General features: G+C 73.8%; 14 protein-coding genes, 1 tRNA gene and 1 pseudogene. 6 read left to right on the top strand and 10 right to left on the bottom strand.

Annotated features, from left to right (window positions below; all coding sequences use genetic code 11):
- Positions 1–147 precede the first annotated feature (147 nt).
- Positions 148–2,103 (bottom strand): EAL domain-containing protein, encoded by a 1,956-nt coding sequence (locus AB0G56_RS33660; RefSeq protein WP_360977180.1) that lies wholly within the window; start codon positions 2,101–2,103, stop codon positions 148–150.
- A 663-nt stretch (positions 2,104–2,766) separates the two neighbouring features.
- Here AB0G56_RS33660 and AB0G56_RS33655 point away from each other — a divergent pair.
- Positions 2,767–4,149 carry a M6 family metalloprotease domain-containing protein gene (locus AB0G56_RS33655; protein WP_360977177.1) on the top strand — a complete coding sequence of 461 codons (1,383 nt, stop codon included), beginning with the start codon at positions 2,767–2,769 and terminating at the stop codon, positions 4,147–4,149.
- A gap of 109 nt (positions 4,150–4,258) precedes the next feature.
- Here the strand turns inward: AB0G56_RS33655 and AB0G56_RS33650 are convergent.
- The 3 genes from AB0G56_RS33650 to AB0G56_RS33640 form a co-directional block, all read right to left on the bottom strand.
- Positions 4,259–4,332 (bottom strand) — tRNA-Lys (locus AB0G56_RS33650).
- Positions 4,323–4,985, bottom strand: a complete 663-nt coding sequence (locus tag AB0G56_RS33645) for a bifunctional DNA primase/polymerase (protein WP_360977174.1) — start codon at positions 4,983–4,985, stop codon at positions 4,323–4,325. The genes AB0G56_RS33650 and AB0G56_RS33645 overlap by 10 nt, the downstream gene beginning before the upstream one ends.
- Positions 4,986–5,202: 217 nt before the next feature.
- Positions 5,203–5,577 carry a hypothetical protein gene (locus AB0G56_RS33640; RefSeq protein WP_360977171.1) on the bottom strand — a complete coding sequence of 125 codons (375 nt, stop codon included), beginning with the start codon at positions 5,575–5,577 and terminating at the stop codon, positions 5,203–5,205.
- A 1,096-nt stretch (positions 5,578–6,673) separates the two neighbouring features.
- Here AB0G56_RS33640 and AB0G56_RS33635 point away from each other — a divergent pair.
- The gene (locus AB0G56_RS33635) at positions 6,674–7,444 is read left to right on the top strand and encodes a hypothetical protein (RefSeq protein WP_360977168.1); all 771 of its coding nucleotides are present in this window, start codon (positions 6,674–6,676) and stop codon (positions 7,442–7,444) included.
- A 43-nt stretch (positions 7,445–7,487) separates the two neighbouring features.
- Positions 7,488–7,668, top strand: a pseudogene (locus tag AB0G56_RS33630) (hypothetical protein); the annotation flags it as partial.
- A 21-nt stretch (positions 7,669–7,689) separates the two neighbouring features.
- Here AB0G56_RS33630 and AB0G56_RS33625 read toward each other — a convergent pair.
- The 4 genes from AB0G56_RS33625 to AB0G56_RS33610 all read right to left on the bottom strand — a co-directional run bounded on the left by AB0G56_RS33625 (position 7,690) and on the right by AB0G56_RS33610 (position 12,913).
- Complete coding sequence (locus tag AB0G56_RS33625; RefSeq protein WP_360977165.1) at positions 7,690–9,021, bottom strand: AAA domain-containing protein; 1,332 nt, start codon at positions 9,019–9,021, stop codon at positions 7,690–7,692.
- A 196-nt stretch (positions 9,022–9,217) separates the two neighbouring features.
- Entirely contained in the window at positions 9,218–10,816 is a 1,599-nt protein-coding gene (locus tag AB0G56_RS33620; RefSeq protein ID WP_360977163.1) for a hypothetical protein, read from the bottom strand.
- Complete coding sequence (locus tag AB0G56_RS33615) at positions 10,807–11,997, bottom strand: hypothetical protein (protein WP_360977160.1); 1,191 nt, start codon at positions 11,995–11,997, stop codon at positions 10,807–10,809. Before AB0G56_RS33615 ends, AB0G56_RS33620 begins: the two co-directional genes overlap by 10 nt.
- A complete protein-coding gene (locus AB0G56_RS33610; RefSeq protein WP_360977157.1) occupies positions 11,948–12,913 on the bottom strand; it encodes a phosphatase PAP2 family protein in 966 nt (321 codons plus the stop codon). Before AB0G56_RS33610 ends, AB0G56_RS33615 begins: the two co-directional genes overlap by 50 nt.
- Before the next feature lie 225 nt (positions 12,914–13,138).
- Here AB0G56_RS33610 and AB0G56_RS33605 point away from each other — a divergent pair, with 225 nt between their 5' ends.
- Positions 13,139–13,735 (top strand): histidine phosphatase family protein, encoded by a 597-nt coding sequence (locus AB0G56_RS33605; protein ID WP_360977154.1) that lies wholly within the window; start codon positions 13,139–13,141, stop codon positions 13,733–13,735.
- Between the two features lie 69 nt (positions 13,736–13,804).
- Here the strand turns inward: AB0G56_RS33605 and AB0G56_RS33600 are convergent, their stop codons facing one another.
- On the bottom strand, positions 13,805–15,292 hold the full coding sequence (locus AB0G56_RS33600; RefSeq protein WP_360977152.1) for a hypothetical protein: 1,488 nt from the start codon (positions 15,290–15,292) through the stop codon (positions 13,805–13,807).
- Between the two features lie 283 nt (positions 15,293–15,575).
- Between AB0G56_RS33600 and AB0G56_RS33595 the strand changes: the two genes are divergently transcribed.
- Together AB0G56_RS33595 and AB0G56_RS33590 are read left to right on the top strand one after the other, a co-directional pair.
- Positions 15,576–15,983, top strand: coding sequence for a hypothetical protein (locus AB0G56_RS33595; protein ID WP_360977149.1), 408 nt, complete (start codon positions 15,576–15,578; stop codon positions 15,981–15,983).
- 61 nt (positions 15,984–16,044) lie between these two features.
- Positions 16,045–16,914 carry a fused MFS/spermidine synthase gene (locus AB0G56_RS33590; RefSeq protein WP_360977148.1) on the top strand — a complete coding sequence of 290 codons (870 nt, stop codon included), beginning with the start codon at positions 16,045–16,047 and terminating at the stop codon, positions 16,912–16,914.
- A gap of 30 nt (positions 16,915–16,944) precedes the next feature.
- Here AB0G56_RS33590 and AB0G56_RS33585 read toward each other — a convergent pair whose 3' ends face one another.
- Positions 16,945–17,568 (bottom strand): hypothetical protein, encoded by a 624-nt coding sequence (locus AB0G56_RS33585; RefSeq protein WP_360977145.1) that lies wholly within the window; start codon positions 17,566–17,568, stop codon positions 16,945–16,947.
- Positions 17,569–17,629 lie beyond the last annotated feature (61 nt).

Raw genomic sequence — 17,629 nt, 5'->3', positions numbered from 1 at the left:
AACTGCAGACACTCCTCGCCACCTGGACCGGCACCTGCCCCACCTGCCACCGCGACATACCCACACCCCTACGAACCTGACCAAGCCCTACTAGGGGCCGCGGGCTGCCCACCCCGCAGGGCCCACGGGCCGCCCGACGCGCAGGGTTCAGCGGCGGCCGCAGGCGTGGCCGCCGAGCAGTTCGCAGATGCGGTCCGGCGAGACCGGGCGGGAGTACAGCCAGCCCTGCCCGGTGTCGCAGCCGATGCGGCGAAGCCGGCTGGCCTGGTCGGAGGTCTCCACGCACTCGGCGGTGACGGTCAGCCCCAGCCGGTGGGCGAGCTGGATCATCGCCTCGACGATCACCTCGTCCGCCGGGCTCGGCGCCTCCGCCTGGCCCTGGTCCTGACTCTGGCACTGCTGCCCGTACTGGAAGCCCCGGACGAACGAGCCGTCCAGTTTCAGCGCCGACACCGGCAGCCGGCTGAGGTAGGCCAGGTTGGAGTAGCCGGTGCCGAAGTCGTCGATGGCGATGTGCACACCCATGTCGCTCAGAGCGCGCAGGACCTCCAGCGGCCGTCCGGCCGAGCCCATCACCGCCGACTCGGTCAGCTCCAGCTGGAGCAGGCCAGGCGCCAGACCCGTCTCCGCCAGCACCGCCGCCACGTCCGCGACCAGGTCGGAGTCCCACACCTGGCGGACGGCGACGTTGACGCTGACGAAGATCGGCGCCTCGTCCGGGTGGTCCAGCTGCCAGCGGCGGGCCTGGCGGCAGGCGGTGGCCAGGACCCAGCGGCCCAGCGGCACGATCGACCCGTCCTCCTCCGCCAGTGTGATGAACCGATTCGGCGTCAGGACGCCGAACTGCGGGTGCCGCCAGCGGACCAGCGCCTCCACCCCGCGCAGCCGCCCGTCCTCCATCGCGACCAGTGGCTGGTACTCCAGGGTGAACTCGCCGCGCTCCACGGCCGCGCGCAGGGTGGAGACGAGCGCCTGACGGGTCATCCGGTGCGCGTTGCGCTCCGGGTCGAACAAGGTCCAGCGGGCCCTGCCGTCGGCCTTCGCCCAGTACAGGGTCGTGTCGGCCGCCTGCATCAGGGCGGTGGCCGAGGTCCCGGCCGCCTGCCGCTCGACCACGCCGATCGACGCGGAGACGGACAGCCGCCGCCCGGAGATCTCGAACGGCGCCTGGAGAGCGGTGAGCACCGACTCGGCCAGCTCGGCCAGCTGTTCGGTGCCGGTGGAGTCCTCCACGAGCAGCGCGAACTCGTCGCCCCCGAGCCGCGCCACCAGCGGCGCGCTGCCCCGCTCGCCGGCGGCCTCGTCCGCGCAGCCCGTCAGCCGCCGCGCCACCGCCGACAGCAGCCGGTCGCCGACGCGGTGCCCCAGGGTGTCGTTGACCGCCTTGAACCCGTCGAGGTCCAGGTAGCACAGGCCGACCCGGCCGGTCCCGCCGCGCCCGTACGACTCCGCCTCCAGCGCGGCCGACAGCCGCTCGAAGAACAGGGTGCGGTTGGGCAGCCGGGTCACCGGGTCGTGCATCCGCAAGTGGCGCAGCCTGGACTGCAGTTCACGGCGGGCGCTGACGTCGGCGAGGGACAGCAGGACGGCTGGGGGCTGGGGGGAGGAGGGGGTGCGGGGGAGTTCGGGTGCGGAATCGTGCGGGGGCAGGGGCGCGACCGTGAGCTGGGCCCACAGGGAGCGGCCGTCGGGCCGCTTGAGCCGGCGGGTGCAGCGCAGCCGGGCCTGCCGGCCGCGCAGCACCTCGCGGTAGGCCTGCCAGGTACGGGCGTCGGAGGCGAGGTCCACGAGGTCGGCGGCGGCCTGTCCGGCGAGCTCGTCCGGGGCCGCCCCGACCAGCGTGCCGAAGCTGCCGTTCGCGCTGACCACCAGGCCCTCGCGGTCGACGACCGCCATCGCGAGCGGAGCGGCGTCGAAGGCCGAGCGGAAGGGGGAGGCGGCGGCCACGGAGTTGGCGGAGTTCGCGCAGTTCGCGGAGTTCGCGGAGTTCGCGGAGACCTCAGAGTTCGCGGAGACCCCGGAGACCGCGGAGGCCGTGGGGAAATTCTCCGGGGACTGGGCCGTCTCGGTGAATCCCGGGCGGGTGGGTCCGCGTTCCGCCATCGGAGTGAGGCCGGGTCTCGGGCGGTGCGCCGGTGCCGGCTCCTCGGCGGGCTCCGCGACGCCTGCGGATCCCGCCCCCGGACCGCCCGCGGGGGCGGCCGACGGGCCGAGCGCGGTGGTTTTGGCGGCGTGTCCGCCGACGGCGGCTACGGGCGGTTCGGCACCCGGAGCCTTCGTAAGATCACTCAGTGTGACTTTCGGCTGCATGAGGTCTGCCGCGGGCGTCGGCCCTTCGGACGTTCCGCTCACCGCTAGCTCCCGCAGTGCACTCGGTCTTCGTATCGGTCTCGTCGGGTGGCCGGCCGGAGGGGGAACGGCCGCCCGGCCCGTGTCCGCGCAGGAAAGTGCCAGGAAAGTGTGCCGATCATAGATGCTGGCGCGGGGCCCCTTCCAGCCGTTCACCGGTTCCACCGGCCGGCCGGCCCTCCTGGCAGATCGTTTCTGCCCACACCTGGACGGGTTCTTCAAGGGGACGACCGCTTGTGACGTTCCGTGAGCGACCCGCGGATGCCGGCTCCCTCGGGGTCACTGCGGCTCCACAGGCCGTGCGCGCGCGCCTCTCATGCTTCCGATCACCCTTCCGGTGCAGGCAAACAGGGCGTACTCCTACAAACTCCCACAGGCTGGGTGCGGTGTCCCCGCGAACCGCACCCGGAGGTCCCTGTGCCGCGTCAGCTCCCCCTGAAAGCGCTCGGACGTGACGCTTTCCAGGCGCTGAGCCGTGCGCGGGCGCGACCCCGACTGCGCAGCACCGCGGCGGTGTTCACCACCCTCTCGGCGGTCGCCGCCACCTCGATCCTCACCGGCCCGTCGGCCGCCGAGCCCTTCTCGACCGCCCCCTGCGCGCTGCGGCGCACCGATGTGCACCACTCGGAAGGCCTCGACACCTGGAACGCCTCCTACGCCCGTCCGACCAGGACGCTCGACGCGGTGATGATCTTCCTGTCCTTTCCCGACGCGGCCCCGCTCACCACCCCCGCCGAACTCGCCGCCGACCACTTCCCCGCCACCAGCCGGTTCTACGAGCAGGCCTCCTACGGCAGGTTCACGCTGCGCCCGCATCCCCTGCGGCACTGGATCCGGATGCCGAAGCCGTCCACGGCGTACGCCATGCACCGCGACTGGGACGTCCGGGACCGGGCGGCCTACCTGCGCGACGCGGTCGCCGTCGCCGACCGGGAGGTCGACTTCTCGCGCTACGACGTCGTCTACCTGGTGGCCGACCCGGAGGCGCCCGGCGTCGACTCCGACGCCACGAAGGTCATCAACCTGAACACCCCGCTGCGGGCCGACGGCAAGGACATCCGGCGGGTGGTGACGGTGTTCGAACGGCACCCACCCGACCGGCTGGTGCTCGCCCACGAGACGGGGCACGTCTTCGACCTGCCCGACCTGTACCACCGGCCGGGCGACGACAAGGGTGACTGGGACACCTATGTGGGCGACTGGGACCTGATGGGAAGTCAGTTCGCACTGTCACCCGACCTGTTGGCCTGGCACAAGTGGAAGCTCGGCTGGCTCGACCCCCGTCAGGTGACGTGCGTGCGGGGGACGGGTCCGACCCGGCTGACGCTGGAGCCGGTGGAGGCGGGCCCGCCCGGAACGGAATCGCCGGGGGCGGTGGGGGCGGCGGGGGCGGTGGGCACGGCGGTCGTGGGGGAGTCGGGGACGAGCGCGGCGGGGGCGGCGGGAGCACCGCTGTTCGGGCTGGGCGGCGGTACGAAACTCGCGGTGGTGCGGACGGGGAGCGACCAGGTGGTGGCCGTGGAGGCGCGGGCCGCGGTGGGCAACGACGTCTCCGGGTGCCGGCCGGGGGTGCTGGTGTACCGGGTGCGGGGCGACACGGAGTCGGGCGGCGGAGCCGTCCAGGTGCTCGACGCCCATCCGCACACCAGCGCCTGCCAGGGCAGCTCGGTCTACCCGCCGCTGGCCGACGCACCCGTCGACGTGGGTGAGAGCTTCACGGTGCCGGGCGACGGGGTCCGGGTGGAGGTCGAGGACCGGACGGCCTCGGGGGCGTACACGGTGAGGATCACGCCCGGCTGAGGCGGCGGGACGAGCGGAGAGGGTGAGCGGCGAGGGCTGAGTGAGGCGACTCGAACGAAGAAGGCGATGCGTGCTCGCTGATCGCGAACTCACATCGCCTTCGTCACCGTGCGCCGCCAGGGACTCGAACCCCGGACCCGCTGATTAAGAGTCAGCTGCTCTAACCAACTGAGCTAGCGGCGCCTGCTGACGTCGTAGACATTAGCATCCTGATCGGGGGGAGGAAAAATCGAAATCCGTACGGTCGGCCGGGCCGCGCGGACGGCCGCCCACACCAGGATCTCCGGGCCCGGCAGCCACGGATGGCGGGTGTCCGGCGCGACCAGCCAGCGGGACGCGGAACGCGCGGAGACGGCGGCACCGACGGGCGCCGGGACGGTGACGGCGTCGGCGGTGCCGTGGCACAGCAGCGGCGGTACGCCACCGGCGCGGCTCCCGCCGTCCTCCCGGCCCCGGGAACCCCAGTCCTCCCACTCCAGCAGCGAGGGCAGCCGGTGGGCGGTGCCGGGCGCGGTGAACAGCAGCATCCGCCCCCGGTGGACGGCCACCGGCCCCGAGCCGGGCCCCTCGTCCCACAGCCGGTCCAGCATGCGGCGGCCGAAGACCGCGGGCACGTTGACCACGTCGAAGACCGTTCCGCAGGGGAGCACGACCGGTGCGTCCGGGCGCTCGCGCCAGTACGCGAGCGTGCTGCGCGGGTACGTGCCGGCGGAGGCGAGCCATGCGGCACCGTCCGCGGTGACGCCGGTGACGCCGGTGACGCCGGTCGCGTCGCACCGGCTGCCGGTCGCGGCGTCGGGGTGGTCGAGGAAGGGGCGTGTCCCTGTGCGGCTCATGACTGTTACGTCTACCGAGTGTGAGGGCCCGCTTCCACACGGTTGCGGGAAACCGGGACACGAAGGGGCCAAAAGGAGTACCTTGCCCGCTGGCATATGCCAGGGCTGGGGATCGCGGACGGCCGGGGCGACCGAGGCGACTGGGGCGGTCGAGGCCACCGCGGACGACCGGGGCAGTCGGGGCCGCTGAGGTGGTTGGTGCCGCCGGGGCGTTCGGTCAGACGGGGTCGGCCGGATTGGCGTGCACGCTGCCCTCGGCGCCGCGCAACAGGTCCCGCCCGAACTCGACCATCTTCTTGGCGTAGTCCTCGGTCCACTCCGCCTGCTCGGCGATGTCCGCGGGGCTCAGCCGGTCGAAGCGGCGGGGGTCGGCGAGCTGGGCCGCCGCCACCGCCTGGAACTCCACGGCGCGGTCGGCCGCCGCCCGGAACGCCAGCGTCAGCTCGGTCGCGCGCTCCAGCAGCGCCCGGGGGTCGTCCATCGACTCCAGGTCGAAGAAGTGCTCCGGGTCGGCGGCGGCAGCGGCGGGCTCGAAGAGCAGGGGCGCGGGGCGTAGCCGCGATTCGTTCCGACGCGGCGTGGGCTCCGCCATGTCTTCTCCTCCTCGTACGGTTTCTGGTGGCGCCGTCCTGTGGAAGGCCCACCGTCCATTGTCTCGCGCGTGCGCAAGGGGCCGGGCGGTCCCTGCCCATCCCCGGACCATCTCAAGCCCCCACACCCACGGGATGTTCCCACCCGCCCGCCGGATGCGCCGCCCGTATGCGGCCGGGCCGCAGGCCACGGTCTCCAGGGCACCCGGTGTTCGCGCAGGCGGGCCAGGGCGGCGTGGTGGGCCTCCCGGTCCTGGGAAGGAAGGATCACCACATCTGCCCCGGGGGGCACCTGCAACGGCAGGCGAGGCTATGTCCAGCCCGCGTCTCTTGCACGGTATGCGAGTCCTCAAGGTGCGGCGTATCAGCCGTGACGCCGAGGACAGCTCCGCCCTGCTGCGCCAGGGAGAGGAACGCGCCCCTCGGTGGCGAACCCGGTCCACAAGCGGGTCTCGACCGACCAGCAGTCCACCGCCCGGCAGAACCTCGCCCCGGACACGCCTTTCCGCGTCCCGGAACGGGGGAAGCGTTCTGACCTGCGGGAACGCGCCGCTTGACGCTTCCCGGAACTCCGGAACCGTGAACGACGCGTCCGGCGTACGGCCGGCATCGAGGACCCGGTCGTCTTCGAGGAGGACCCGGGCACCTCCAGCCGCCTCTACCCCCTCCAGCGGGAACTGACGTACGACGGGCTGCGCGCGTCCGAGGTCAAGGGCGGCAAGGGCGGACGCCGCCCCGCTGTCCCGGCCGACAAGACCGGCGACGTCCGCACCGCGTATCTGGAGGGCCACTCCATCGCCGCCCTTGCGCGCGACCACCGGGTCGGCCGCGGCGCGATCCGCACGGCCGTCGCCGACCTCCTGCCCGACCACACCGCCGCCATCGTTCTCACCGGGATTTCCTGTACGCCGACCACTCACACCCGGGGCCGGTCGCGGTGCGGCTGTGCGCTCCAGGAAGAAGGGCAATCCTGACGGGAAAGAAGGGCAGACCCATGTCAACGCTGCGTAAAACATGATGAGTTGAAGAGGCCTGTGCGATGGTGTCTTTTCCGCCTGTCGCTGCGGAGATGTCGGCACGTCACAGACGGAGTTCTCCATGCGGAAGGTCATCGACTACATCGAAGAACATCGGAAAACGTACGAGAACCATCCATTCTTCACTCGCCTGCTCGCCGACGAGTCGCTCCCCGGAGAAAGGCGTCTGGCGTGGGGGCCCAGCGTGGTTCCCTTCATCATGGGCTACTCCGACCTGAACAAGTACGTCTTCCGCAAAGACGAAGGCAATGCCCGGCCGGATCAGCTGCAGGCCCTTCTGAACGCGCACACGTACGAAGAGGACTTCCACTGGCAGTGGATGCTGACCGACCTGGAGAAGCTGGGGGCCGACAGCAGCATGCCCCTGTCGGACGCCACGCGGGTCCTGTGGAGCGCGGACTTCAGCCACTCTCGACGTCTCTGCCTGGAACTGGCCGCGCTCGCCGCGGGCGCCCCCACGTACGCCGTTTTCGCGATGGTCGAGTCCATCGAGGCCGTCTCCATCACGATCTTCACCCACTGCCGGGGAATCGCCCTGCGGGACGGTCGCGAATGTGAGTTCTTCGGCACCAAGCACTACATGGCGGAGGCGTCGCACAGCATAAAGTCGCCCGAGGTGGAAGAGAAAAGCCTGCCGTCCCTCGACGACGCACAGCGCGAGGAAGCCAAGCGGGTGGTGGACCGTACGTTCTCGCTCTTCGACAACTGGTCGGGCTCGCTCCTGCGGTTCGCTCTCGAAAGCGGGGACCACGAGCGCACGTACGAGAGGGTGATCCAGGAGAGCAAGGACCTGCTGCCGGAAGCCGAGGCGGTGGCCGCTGCCGCCTTCTAGCCTCGATCGTTGCAGGTCAACTACAGGGCCCCGGAAGAGGCGCACCTTCACGATCTTCGACGACGCCAGGGTGCACGCGGACACCCTGGACGCTGCCGCCACCCTCACGCAGCCCAGTCAGGGGGAGCCTGTACAGCCGAGCCTTCGAAGGGCTGTCGCAGGAGGCCGTGAGGGGAGCGGCTGCACGTGCTCTCATAGCCGGTGCGCTGGCCTCCCTGGACTGACTGTCTGCGCGTCACCGCAGCTCAGGGACGCCAGGACACACGGTGCTCCAGCAGGTGAAGGTATGTGGTGAACATCGCATCCCAGCCGTCCGGGAACTTCACCGTGACGCCGAGCTGGACCGGTTCCGTGGACGGGTGGTCGTCCAGGAGTTCGCTCACGCCCGCGCGGCAGACGACGATGCAGGCGTGGCGATGGCGGGAGGCCAGGACGCACAGGCGGCCGGTCTCCAGGTGGAAGGCCGTGGCGTCGGGGCGGCCGGAGAGCGGGTGCAGGACGACGGTGACGTCGAACTCCCGGCCCTGGAGCCGGTTGGCCGTGTCCACGGTGACGTCCGTGACGCCGCGTTCCACCAGGGCCGCGCGGACGGCCGCCGCCTGGTCGCGGTGGGCCGTGCCGACGGCGATCCGGTCGGCGGTCAGCGGCGCCGGGTCCGGTCCCCGTTCCGACACGGCCGCGCCGCCCCGCTCCAGCAACCGCGCAACGACCGCGGCGAGCGCCCGCACCGCCTCCGGGTCCGTGCGCGGGGTGTGCCGGGCGGGCAGTTCCAGCAGACCCCAGCCGGACTCGGCGGCCTCGTCGATCACCCGGTCCGGCCCCGACCCGTCCGAGGGCACCGCGAAGGTCAGCCGCCGGTCCCCGGCCGCCGTGCCGCTGCGGAACGGCGTGTACGGGTAGAACGCGTCCGAGACCAGGGGCGCCGCCGACGCGGGCAGCCGCCACGACACCGGCAGCCGGTGCTGGGGCAGCTCCGGGTTGTGCGCCAGCAGCGTCGTCACCGCGGAGGCCGACGGGTCGTACGACAGTCCCGCCCACTGTTCGCCGCCCACGATCGAGAACGGGTCCAGCTGTCCCGGATCGCCCACGAACAGCGCCCGCTCGAACAGGCCGGCCACGGCCAGCAGCGCGTCCGAGCGCATCTGGTACGCCTCGTCGACGATCGCGTGCCGCCAGGGCTCGTCGGCCTTCACGTGCGCCCACTTCGCGGCGGTGGACAGCACGACGTCCAGCCCGGCGAGGTCGGCGGCCTTCGCGGACGTGCGGACGTTCGGCAGGGCGTCGAGAGCCTTGTCGTAGGCGTCCAGGTCGCTGCTGTGCAGCCGGCCGACGGGCAGCTCGGCGTTCTTCTCCGCGAGCCGCACCACCAGGTCGTCGACCTGCGCGTTGGTCTGCGCGACCACCATCAGCGGCCGTCCGGCGGCGGCCAGCTCCAGCGCGGCGCGGACGACGAGCGTGGACTTGCCGGCGCCCGGGGGGGAGTCGACGACGACACCGCGGTGCGCGCCGTGCAGGGTGTCGGCGAGGATCGCCTCGGTGGCACGGGCGGCCGCGGCGGCCGGGTCGAACGCGCTCACCGAGCGTTCCGCTCATGCCACAGATGGTAGTAGCGCGGCGTGCTGAGCGAGAACCAAGCCAGCACAGCAACCTCCAATCCTTGGGGAAACCGGGCTGGTTCCAACCCGGCTGGTGTTGATCGCGGAAGACTCGACTGCTCGCTGAGCGATCGAGCGGCGTGAGCCAGGAATCCCCCTCATCCGTGAGGGGGAGGGTTCAAAGGACGTCCTCCTCGGTCACCGGGTCGGGACCTTCTGGCACGGCGCCCGCCTCGCCCGGCGGGCCGCCGTGCGTCCAGGGGGTGTTCTCCGGGTCGGGCAGCTTCGGGCCGCCGCGCTGCTCGTGCTCGAAGAGCGTGAAGCAGACACGGTCGCCCTTCTCCGGCACGGAACCGGCCTCGGGCTCCTTGCCGCGGCCCATCTTGTCGAGGACGCGGAGCACGATCAGCGTGCCGTCCTCCTCGCAGGCGACGACCTCCGCCGACTGCGGCCTGCCGCCCAGCGAGCGGTACGCCCTGACCCGCTCGCCCAGGTGCGGCCGGTCGTCCGTGCGGACGGTGACCAGCGGGCGCGGGCTGGGGCGCTTGCCCTCGCTGTACACCATGGTCACGTCCGTGACCTCGCCGGCGAACGCCTCCCCGGCCAGCCGCCGCCCGGCCATGACCAGCGGGTCGTCCAGCGCCTCCTGGGCGTCCAGGCGGGCCTGCTCGCGCTCGCGCGTGGCCAGCTTGTTCGCCGCGGTGACCGCGTCGTCCCGGCGCGGCTGCGGCGGCTCGCCGGCGAGGACGCGGTCGCGGTGGGCGGTGAACGACCAGCGGTCGCGCGTCCACCGCTCCTGCACGCGCGCGCCCTCGGGCAGCGTCCGCAGCAGGTCCAGGCCCTCCCAGACCTTCTCCCAGGTGTGCAGGGCGCACTGGCGCACCAGGTCGCGGATGTGCTGCTCGGCCGCGGTCAGGGCGCCGAGCCGGTCGTCCGCCTCCAGGCCGTCCTCGGCCGCGGCGAGCGCTCCTCGCGCGCGGTCGTAGCGCTCGATGGCGGGCGCGAGGAGCTTGTTGTCGAAGGCCGGGTCGGTGGCCGGGCCCGCGGGCGGGCACAGGAGCTGGCCGGCCGCGTCCCGCTCCCGCTCCGCCCGCAGGGCCGCCTCGGCGCCCGAGTGGCCGTCCGGCGGGGCGATCCACGCCAGCAGCGCTCCGAGATGCTGGTCCTCAAGCCCGGACTGGCCGGTCGTCCAGTGCCGGGCCAGTACGTCGCTGACGGCCAGCAGCAGCGAGGAGCCGGGCACCCGGGCCCGCTCCCCGAAGTGGGTCAGCCACCGCCCGAGCAGCGGGACGCGGGGCGGCGCCGGGTGCGGGGCCTCGGGATCCTGCTCGGCGGTGCGCCGGAAGCGCATGGAACGTCCGAGCAGCCGTACGAAGTCGATGCCCGCCCGGCTGGGCACGATCAGCTGGGGCGCGTCCGCGCACAGCTCGACCTCGACCTTGGTGCGCTTGCCGGTCTCCGGATCGGTCTCGCTGCGCTCGGCGGCCTCCACCGCGTCGGCGTAGGAGTCGATGTACGGCAGGACGACGTCGGCCAGCTCGGCCAGGAAGGCGAACCTCAGGTCCCGGTCGCGCGGCTGCGCCACGGCGAGCAGCCGGGGCGCAGCCCGGTCGGTGCCGACGAGCGCGCCGAGCGGGGCGCCCGCCTCACCGGCGGTGGTGAGCGGTACGCACACCAGGGGCCGCTCGGACAGGTGCCGGTGCAGCACGGTCGCGGCGGGCTCGGCCCGCCCGGCCCGCACAGCCTCCAGCCGGGCGAGGGTCGTGATCAGTGACATGCGGCCCCCTCCCGGGCGTCGGCCCGTGCCGCCTCCCGCGGGCCGGGCCTCTCGCGCGGGTGGCCGCCCAGCGCCTCGGCCCGCAGCAGCGCCGCCCGGCGCAGCGCGGCCACCGCCGGGTCGTCCGGGTCGCCCGCCTCGCCGTGGGCCGCGGCGAGCACGTCATCGACGGTCGTCAGGCCGCCCAGTTCGGCGCGGGCCGAGCGGCCCAGGGCGGTCACCGCGCCCTGGGCACGGGCCCGGGAGCGGCAGTGGAAGGCCAGCTCGCAGGCGGCCAGGCACTCGGGCGCATAGGCGGCGGGGACCGCCTCGACCGCCGCCGTCAGCCCCTCCCGGGGCAGCTCGGGGGAGAAGGACGCCCCTTCGGGGAGCAGGTCGACGATGTCCTGCAGCCGGGTCAGGCGGGTGAGCTGGCGGGCGGTCACCGCCCGCTGCTTGCGGACGTCGACGGCACGGGCGGCGGGCAGGTTGGAGAAGTCCTTGGGGCACACGAGCAGCACCCGGTGCCGCACGCGCGGGGCGGGCGTCCCGTCCTGGCCGAGGCGGGCGGCCACGCCCTCCAGCGCCAGGACGTACACCGCGGCCTGGCGGGCCGCCGCGCCGACCTTCGCCGGGTCCGCGGAGCCGTCCAGCATCGGGAACGACTTGATCTCCACGACCGTCCAGGTGCCGTCCGGGTGGACGACCACCGCGTCCGGCTCCAGGAAGGCGGGGGAGCCCGCCACGTCCAGGGCGAGCATGGGATGGTCCAGCAGGGCCCATGCGCGCGCCTCGGTGGCCTCGCGCAGCGCCAGCGCCGTGCGCGCCGCGCGCCCCTCGGGGCCGACGGCGGTCAGATCCGGTACGTGGGCCTCGCGCGGCGGTTCGGCCCCGGCGTCCAGCCGCTGGTGCACCAGCCGCAGCAGCTCCGCGCCGCCGTCCGCCTTGACCCGCGCCTCGAACGCGTTGCCCCGGGTGAGGGCGAACTGCGACTGTCCGAACGCGGAGGGCGCGCCGAGCGCGCCCGCGAGCGCCGTCTTGTCCACGCCCGCGCCGTCCAGGAGCGCGCGCCGCCGGCAGCCCGGGTTGGCGGCGAGGGCCGCCAGCGCGCGGGCGTCCAGTGCCCGGGCCGGTACGCCGGGCCCGCGCAGCTCAGCGAGCTGGTGCCGGAGCGCCGTCCCCCGCGTCCTGGGGGGAGGCACCCGGCTCGGTGCCGGAACCGAACCGTGTTTCGCGCTGCCGTGGAATTCGCTCACCCGCCGAAGTCTGGCACCCGCCACTGACAACCGGGGAACCCTTGCCGGCCGAGCGGCCCGCGAGGGCGGGGACCCGCGCGGTCAGCGCCGCCCGCGCCCGGTCCGCGCCGCGCGTCACGACCGGCGCGAGCAGCAGTCCGACGCCCATCACGGCCACGCCGGCGACCGCGTCGAGGAAGTAGTGGTTGGCCGTGCCCATGACCACGAGCGCGGTCAGCAGCGGGTAGGCGACACCGGCCGCCTTCGCCCAGCGGGTGCCGCCCTGCCGCCAGAGCATCACCCCGCACCACAGCGCCCAGCCCACGTGCAGGCTGGGCATGGCCGCGTACTGGTTGGTCATGCCGCCCATGCCGCGCGGCGCGCTGGCGTCGGCGCCCCACCAGCCGTACGAGCTGTAGTGGGCCATGGTGTCCACGAACCCGTGGTCCGGCGAGAGCAGGCGGGGCGGGCAGGTCGGCAGCAGGGTGAAGCCGATCAGGCCGATGAACGTCGACGTCATCAGCCAGGTGCGGGCCCGGCGGTAGCAGGCGGTGCGGCTGCGGAACAGCCACACCAGGATCGCGGGCGTCACCACGTAGTGCAGGGACGCGTACCAGAAGTCGGCCGGGACACCGAGCCAGGGTTCCCGGGTGAACAGCCGGTTGAGCGGGTGTTCGAAGTTCAGCCGCAGCGTCTGCTCGAAGCGCAGGATCGACAGCCCGTGGTCGACGGCCCCCGCGACATCACCGCGCACCAGCAGCCGCCCGGCCGAATAGCAGCCGTACACGAGCAGGATCAGCGGCAGCTCGGTCCACCAGCGCAGCCGGGTCGGCGGGGGCGCCTCGGTGCGCGATGCAGGTGCCGGTGCCTCGGTCTGCGGCATCCGATGCCCCTCCCCCTTCAGGTCGCTCTACTCTTCGCTGCGGCGCCCGGTGATCTCCGGTGGTCCCCGGCCGGTCGTGCCACTTTACGGTGTATGCGCCCCGCCCTGCCGGGCGCCCCGGACCTCAAAGACGCGAACACCGCCCCCCGGGTTGCTCCTGCACAGGGTGCGCGATGATGGAGGGGCCCCGCCCGAAGATCTCAGTTCCTCCCGGAAAGGCCGCTCATGGCACCGCGCATCCTGCTGGCACGGCACGGACAGACCCGGTGGTCACTGTCCGGCAAGCACACCGGCAGGACCGACGTGCCCCTCCTGGAGGAGGGCAGGCGCGGCGCGAAACTGCTCGGCGAGCGGCTGCACCGGGCCCCCTTCGACGGCCTGCCGGGCGTGGAGGTGCGCACCAGCCCGCTGGTACGCGCGCGTGAGACGTGCGAACTGGCCGGCTTCGGCGAGCGCGCCCTGTGCTGGGACACGCTCATGGAGTGGGACTACGGCGCCTACGAGGGCATGACCCCGCAGCAGATCCAGGCCGAGAACCCCGGCTGGTTCATCTGGCGCGACGGCGTCCCGCGCGGGGAGACGCTCGCCGAGGTCACCGCCCGGGCCGACGAGGTGGTGGCCTGGGCGCGCGGCGAGGACCGCGACGTACTGGTCTTCGCCCACGGGCACATCCTGCGGTCGATCGGCGCGCGGTGGCTCGGCCTGCCGCTCGACTTCGCCGCGCGCGTCCGCCTCAACCCCACGTCGCTGTCCGTGCTCGGCTGGGCGTACGGCGAACCCGCCCTGGAGAGCTGGAACGACGTGGGGCACCTGGCCGCCTAGGTGTATTGACCCTGAGCGTTGTTGACGCCTGTCGGCACGTTCTTTTCGTCCGCTCGGCGCGGCCGGGCCTCACGCGGTCCGGGGTGTGCTCGCGTGCCGTTCCAGGAAGGCCGAGACACCGCCGGCCCGCCGGTGCGGCGACAGCAGGCGTGCCGTCCCCGCCAGCATCGTCTGGACCCGCGAGGACTGGACCTGGTCCAGGAGGTCCAGGACCCGCATCCCGGCCGCCGCCGCCTCGTCGGGGCGGCCCCCGCGCGCGAGGTCGTCGGCCAGCTGGGCCGTGTACAGCGCGATGTTCCGGGTGAAGTGCGGGTCCTGGAGCGCCGCCGCCCGCCGCGCGTGCCGTGCCGCCCGCGGCCAGTCGCCCAGGGTCGACCAGCACTGGGCCTCCAGCCCCTCCAGCTCGGCCTCGCCGTAGAAGCTCATCCACTCGGGGTCGGCGTCCGAGGGGCCCCGTCCGTACAGCGCCTGCGCGCGCGTGAGCGCCTGTGCGCAGCCGGTGCGGTCGGCGAGCCCCGCCCAGCCGCCGGCCTCGCGCAGCGCGAGCAGGGACATCAGCCGCGGCGAGCCGAGTGAGCGGGCGGCGCGCTGGGCCGCCTGCGCCGCTCGCACCGCCTCTCGGGGCCGGCCCGCGTCCCGTGCGAGGAACGCCGTGTTGCAGAACGCGTGCGCCTCCAGGGCGTCGTCGCCGGTCATCCGGGCGGTGGCCAGTGCCTCGGCGTAGTGCGAGCGGGCGTCGTCGAACCGGCCCGAGTCATGGGCCAGCCAGCCCACCGAGATGGCGAGTTCACCGGCGCCCGCGTGCAGCCGGTCGGCCGTGGTCTGCCGGGTCGCGCCGGCGTCGAGCAGGGCGTACGCGGCACGCAGCGGAGCCGCCGCGCGGCGGTAGAGGCCGTCCGCTCCGTGCCGGTCGTCCAGCAGCCGGATCCTGCGGACGGCCTCTTCGAGGGCGCCCGCGTCGCTCGCGCCGGCGCGGCGGAGGGGGCGGTCCGCGGCCGACGCGTCGAAGGCGAGCCCCAGGGGCCCCAGCGAGGCGGCGGCCACCGTGGCGCCCCCGCGGGTCATGAATGCGCGACGCAGCACGTCGCTCTCCTCGTGGTCCTCGTGCGGGTGGTACAGGTCTTGCCCGTCGTGCAGTTGGTGCTGGTCGTGCCGGTCATGCTCGTTGGGCTGGTGGTATTGGTGCTGCTGGTGGTACGGACGGGCCGTGCCCGTCGTCCCGGCGGGGGCGGGCCCGGCCTGCGCCGGGAGCTCGGCGCGTGCCGCGCGCCCGCGCACGGACGAGCGGGGCGAGAACCCCAGGTCGGTCAGCGTGCGGCCCGGGAACATGTGCAGGAACACACGTTCGTAGGCGTAGTTGGGGCAGCGGATCTCGCCCGCCTCCACCCGGCCGATGTAGCGCGCGTCGCAGCTGACCCGCTCGCCGATCTCGCGGGCGGCACGCCGCACCGCCGCGGCGAACTCGGCCGGCGAGCGCTGTCCGCGCAGGTGCCGGAAGGCGAGGTTCGGCCGCGGCGGCCGGGGGGACTGGGACGAGGTCACCGTCGACGACGTCATGGCCGGGCCCTCTCGTGCGAACCGTCAAACCATGCCGGATTCGGGGTGAGTTACCCGGGTTGCCCAAGTGGCACCCTGTTTCCGACGAGCAAGAACGTACCGGTTGTGTCCGCTCCACCACGCAGTGTTTGGCTACAAACCGGATATCTCATCCACGATCTGCCATGAACTGCCATCCTTTGCGGCTGACTTCGGCCGTAGCCGTTGACGCGCCGCCGCGTTGGACCCCGTGAACCGGGAGCCGCCCGACTCCCGACCCGCTCGCGCACGAGGAGGGGTACCCGTGGTGGAGACCGGGACGCAGACTCACCGGAGCGTCGATCACCGTCGGCCGCCGGCGCCGGAAGCCGGCTGCGACCTGGTGACGGTGCCGGCCCGGCAGGGCCTGGAGGCGGTCGACATCCTGCGCCGCGGGGCCGACGACGCCGTAGGACCCGTCCTGCACGACGACGGCGCCGACACGCTCGGATTCGTGGTCCCGGCGGGCACGGCCGCGGCGTGGGACGTGCCGGGCAGCACCTGCACCAGGACGGACGGCCGCGGGCTGCGGACGGCCCCGCGGCCCCCTGTGGAGGGCTCGGACTGGCTGCTCCCGCCCGGAGAGGCCGACCTCGCGACCGACCCCGCGCTGCTGCGGCGCGCCCTCGGCGAGGCGGCCCGCATGATCGAGGCGGCCGACAGCTGCCGCTGACGGCCGCTGCGGCCTTCCGCACCCCGGGGTGCGGTCGCGCGGGACTTGCGACAATGGCGGGATGGGAAGGTCCAGAAACGCCCGCCGTGAGCGCGGGGCCGCGAAAGACGTCGTCGAGCAGGTGGACGGCGGGCTGGCGCAGCTCGTCCCCGACCGGGAGCGCGCGCGGGCCTGGACGCTGCTGATCGACGGGGCACCGCAGTCGCACGTCGACCTGGACGACCCCGCGCACCTCTCCTTCGAGTACCAGCGCAGGCTCGGGCACGTCATCGACCTCGCCGCGCCCCCGGCCAAGCCGGTCCACGTCGTCCACCTCGGCGGCGGCGCGTTCACCCTCGCCCGGTACGTCGCCGCCACCCGCCCGCGTTCCACCCAGCAGGTCGTCGAACGGGACGCCGCCCTGGTGCGGCTGGTGCGCCGCGAACTCCCCCTGGAGGCGAACGCCCGGATCCGGGTGCGCTCCGCCGACGCCCGCGAGGGACTCGCCAAGGTGCCCGACGGCTGGGCCGACCTCGTCGTCGCGGACGTGTTCAGCGGCGCCCGCACCCCCGCCCACCTCACCTCGGCCGAGTTCCTGGACGAGGTCCGAAGGGCCCTGAAGGCGGGCGCCGTCTTCGCCGCGAACCTCGCCGACGGGCCGCCGCTCGCCCACCTGCGCGGCCAGATCGCCACCGCCGCCGCCCGGTTCGCCGAGCTGGCCCTGGTCGCCGACCCGGCCGTGCTGCGCGGCAAGCGCTTCGGCAACGCGGTCCTCGTCGCCTCCGACCTGCCGCTGCCGGTCGCGGAGCTGACCCGTCGCGCCGCGTCCGACCCGCACCCGGGCCGGGTCGAACACGGGCGGGCGCTCACCGACTTCACGGGCGGCGCCGTCCCCGTGACGGACGCGGCGGCCGTGGCCTCACCGGCACCGCCGCCCTCCGTCTTCCACTGACCCGGCGGCCCGGCGGCCCGGCGGCAGAACCTAGTAGTTGCCGACTTCCACCCGCGGCGGACCGTCGTGCCAGGAGCAGATGACCGACACCCGGTCCGGGCCGGAGGTGAACTCGACCCGGATCCAGGTCGACGTCTTCCACACCTGCATCGACCACCCCGTGCCCGGGGTCGCCGAGACGAGCGTCGCGGAGGCCTCGCCCAGATCGAAGATCACCCGGCCGCCCGCGGTGTCGTAACCCTTCACCTTCCCGGCAGCGCCGGACGTGCCGGTGGAACCGGTGGAGCCGGAAGATCCGGTGGAGCCGGCTGACCCCGCGGCCGAACCGCCCGCGCCCGCCGACGGCGTGGTGTGCGTGGTGCGCGCGGTGTCCGGGGTGCCCGGGGCGCTCGGGGCGGTCCCGGCGGGGGTACGGGACGGCGCGGCGGGCGGGGCGGAAGCGCTCGTCGAGGGCGCAGGGCGATGCGCGGCGGAGCCGGGCGGGCCGGACTCCCGCGCGTCCGCGCCGGCCGCCGTGATGGGCAGGGCGCGCGGCGGGTCGTAGGCGGTGCCCGCCATCACCGTGTGGACACCCCACCACGACAGCGTGACCGCGGCGCTCGTCGCCAGCGACCACGCCAGTACGTGTACGAGTCCTCTGCGCATCGGCGCCATCCTGCCGCACGCGTCCCGCGGGTGTCCCGGGCGGCCCGGGCGCCGTGGCTGGCGAGGGGGA

Origin of the sequence: Streptomyces sp. NPDC021356 (assembly GCF_040641015.1) — a bacterium.
Lineage (GTDB): Bacteria > Actinomycetota > Actinomycetes > Streptomycetales > Streptomycetaceae > Streptomyces.
The sequence above is the reverse complement of the archived record's forward strand: the minus strand, read 5'-3'. Positions and strand labels throughout refer to the sequence as shown.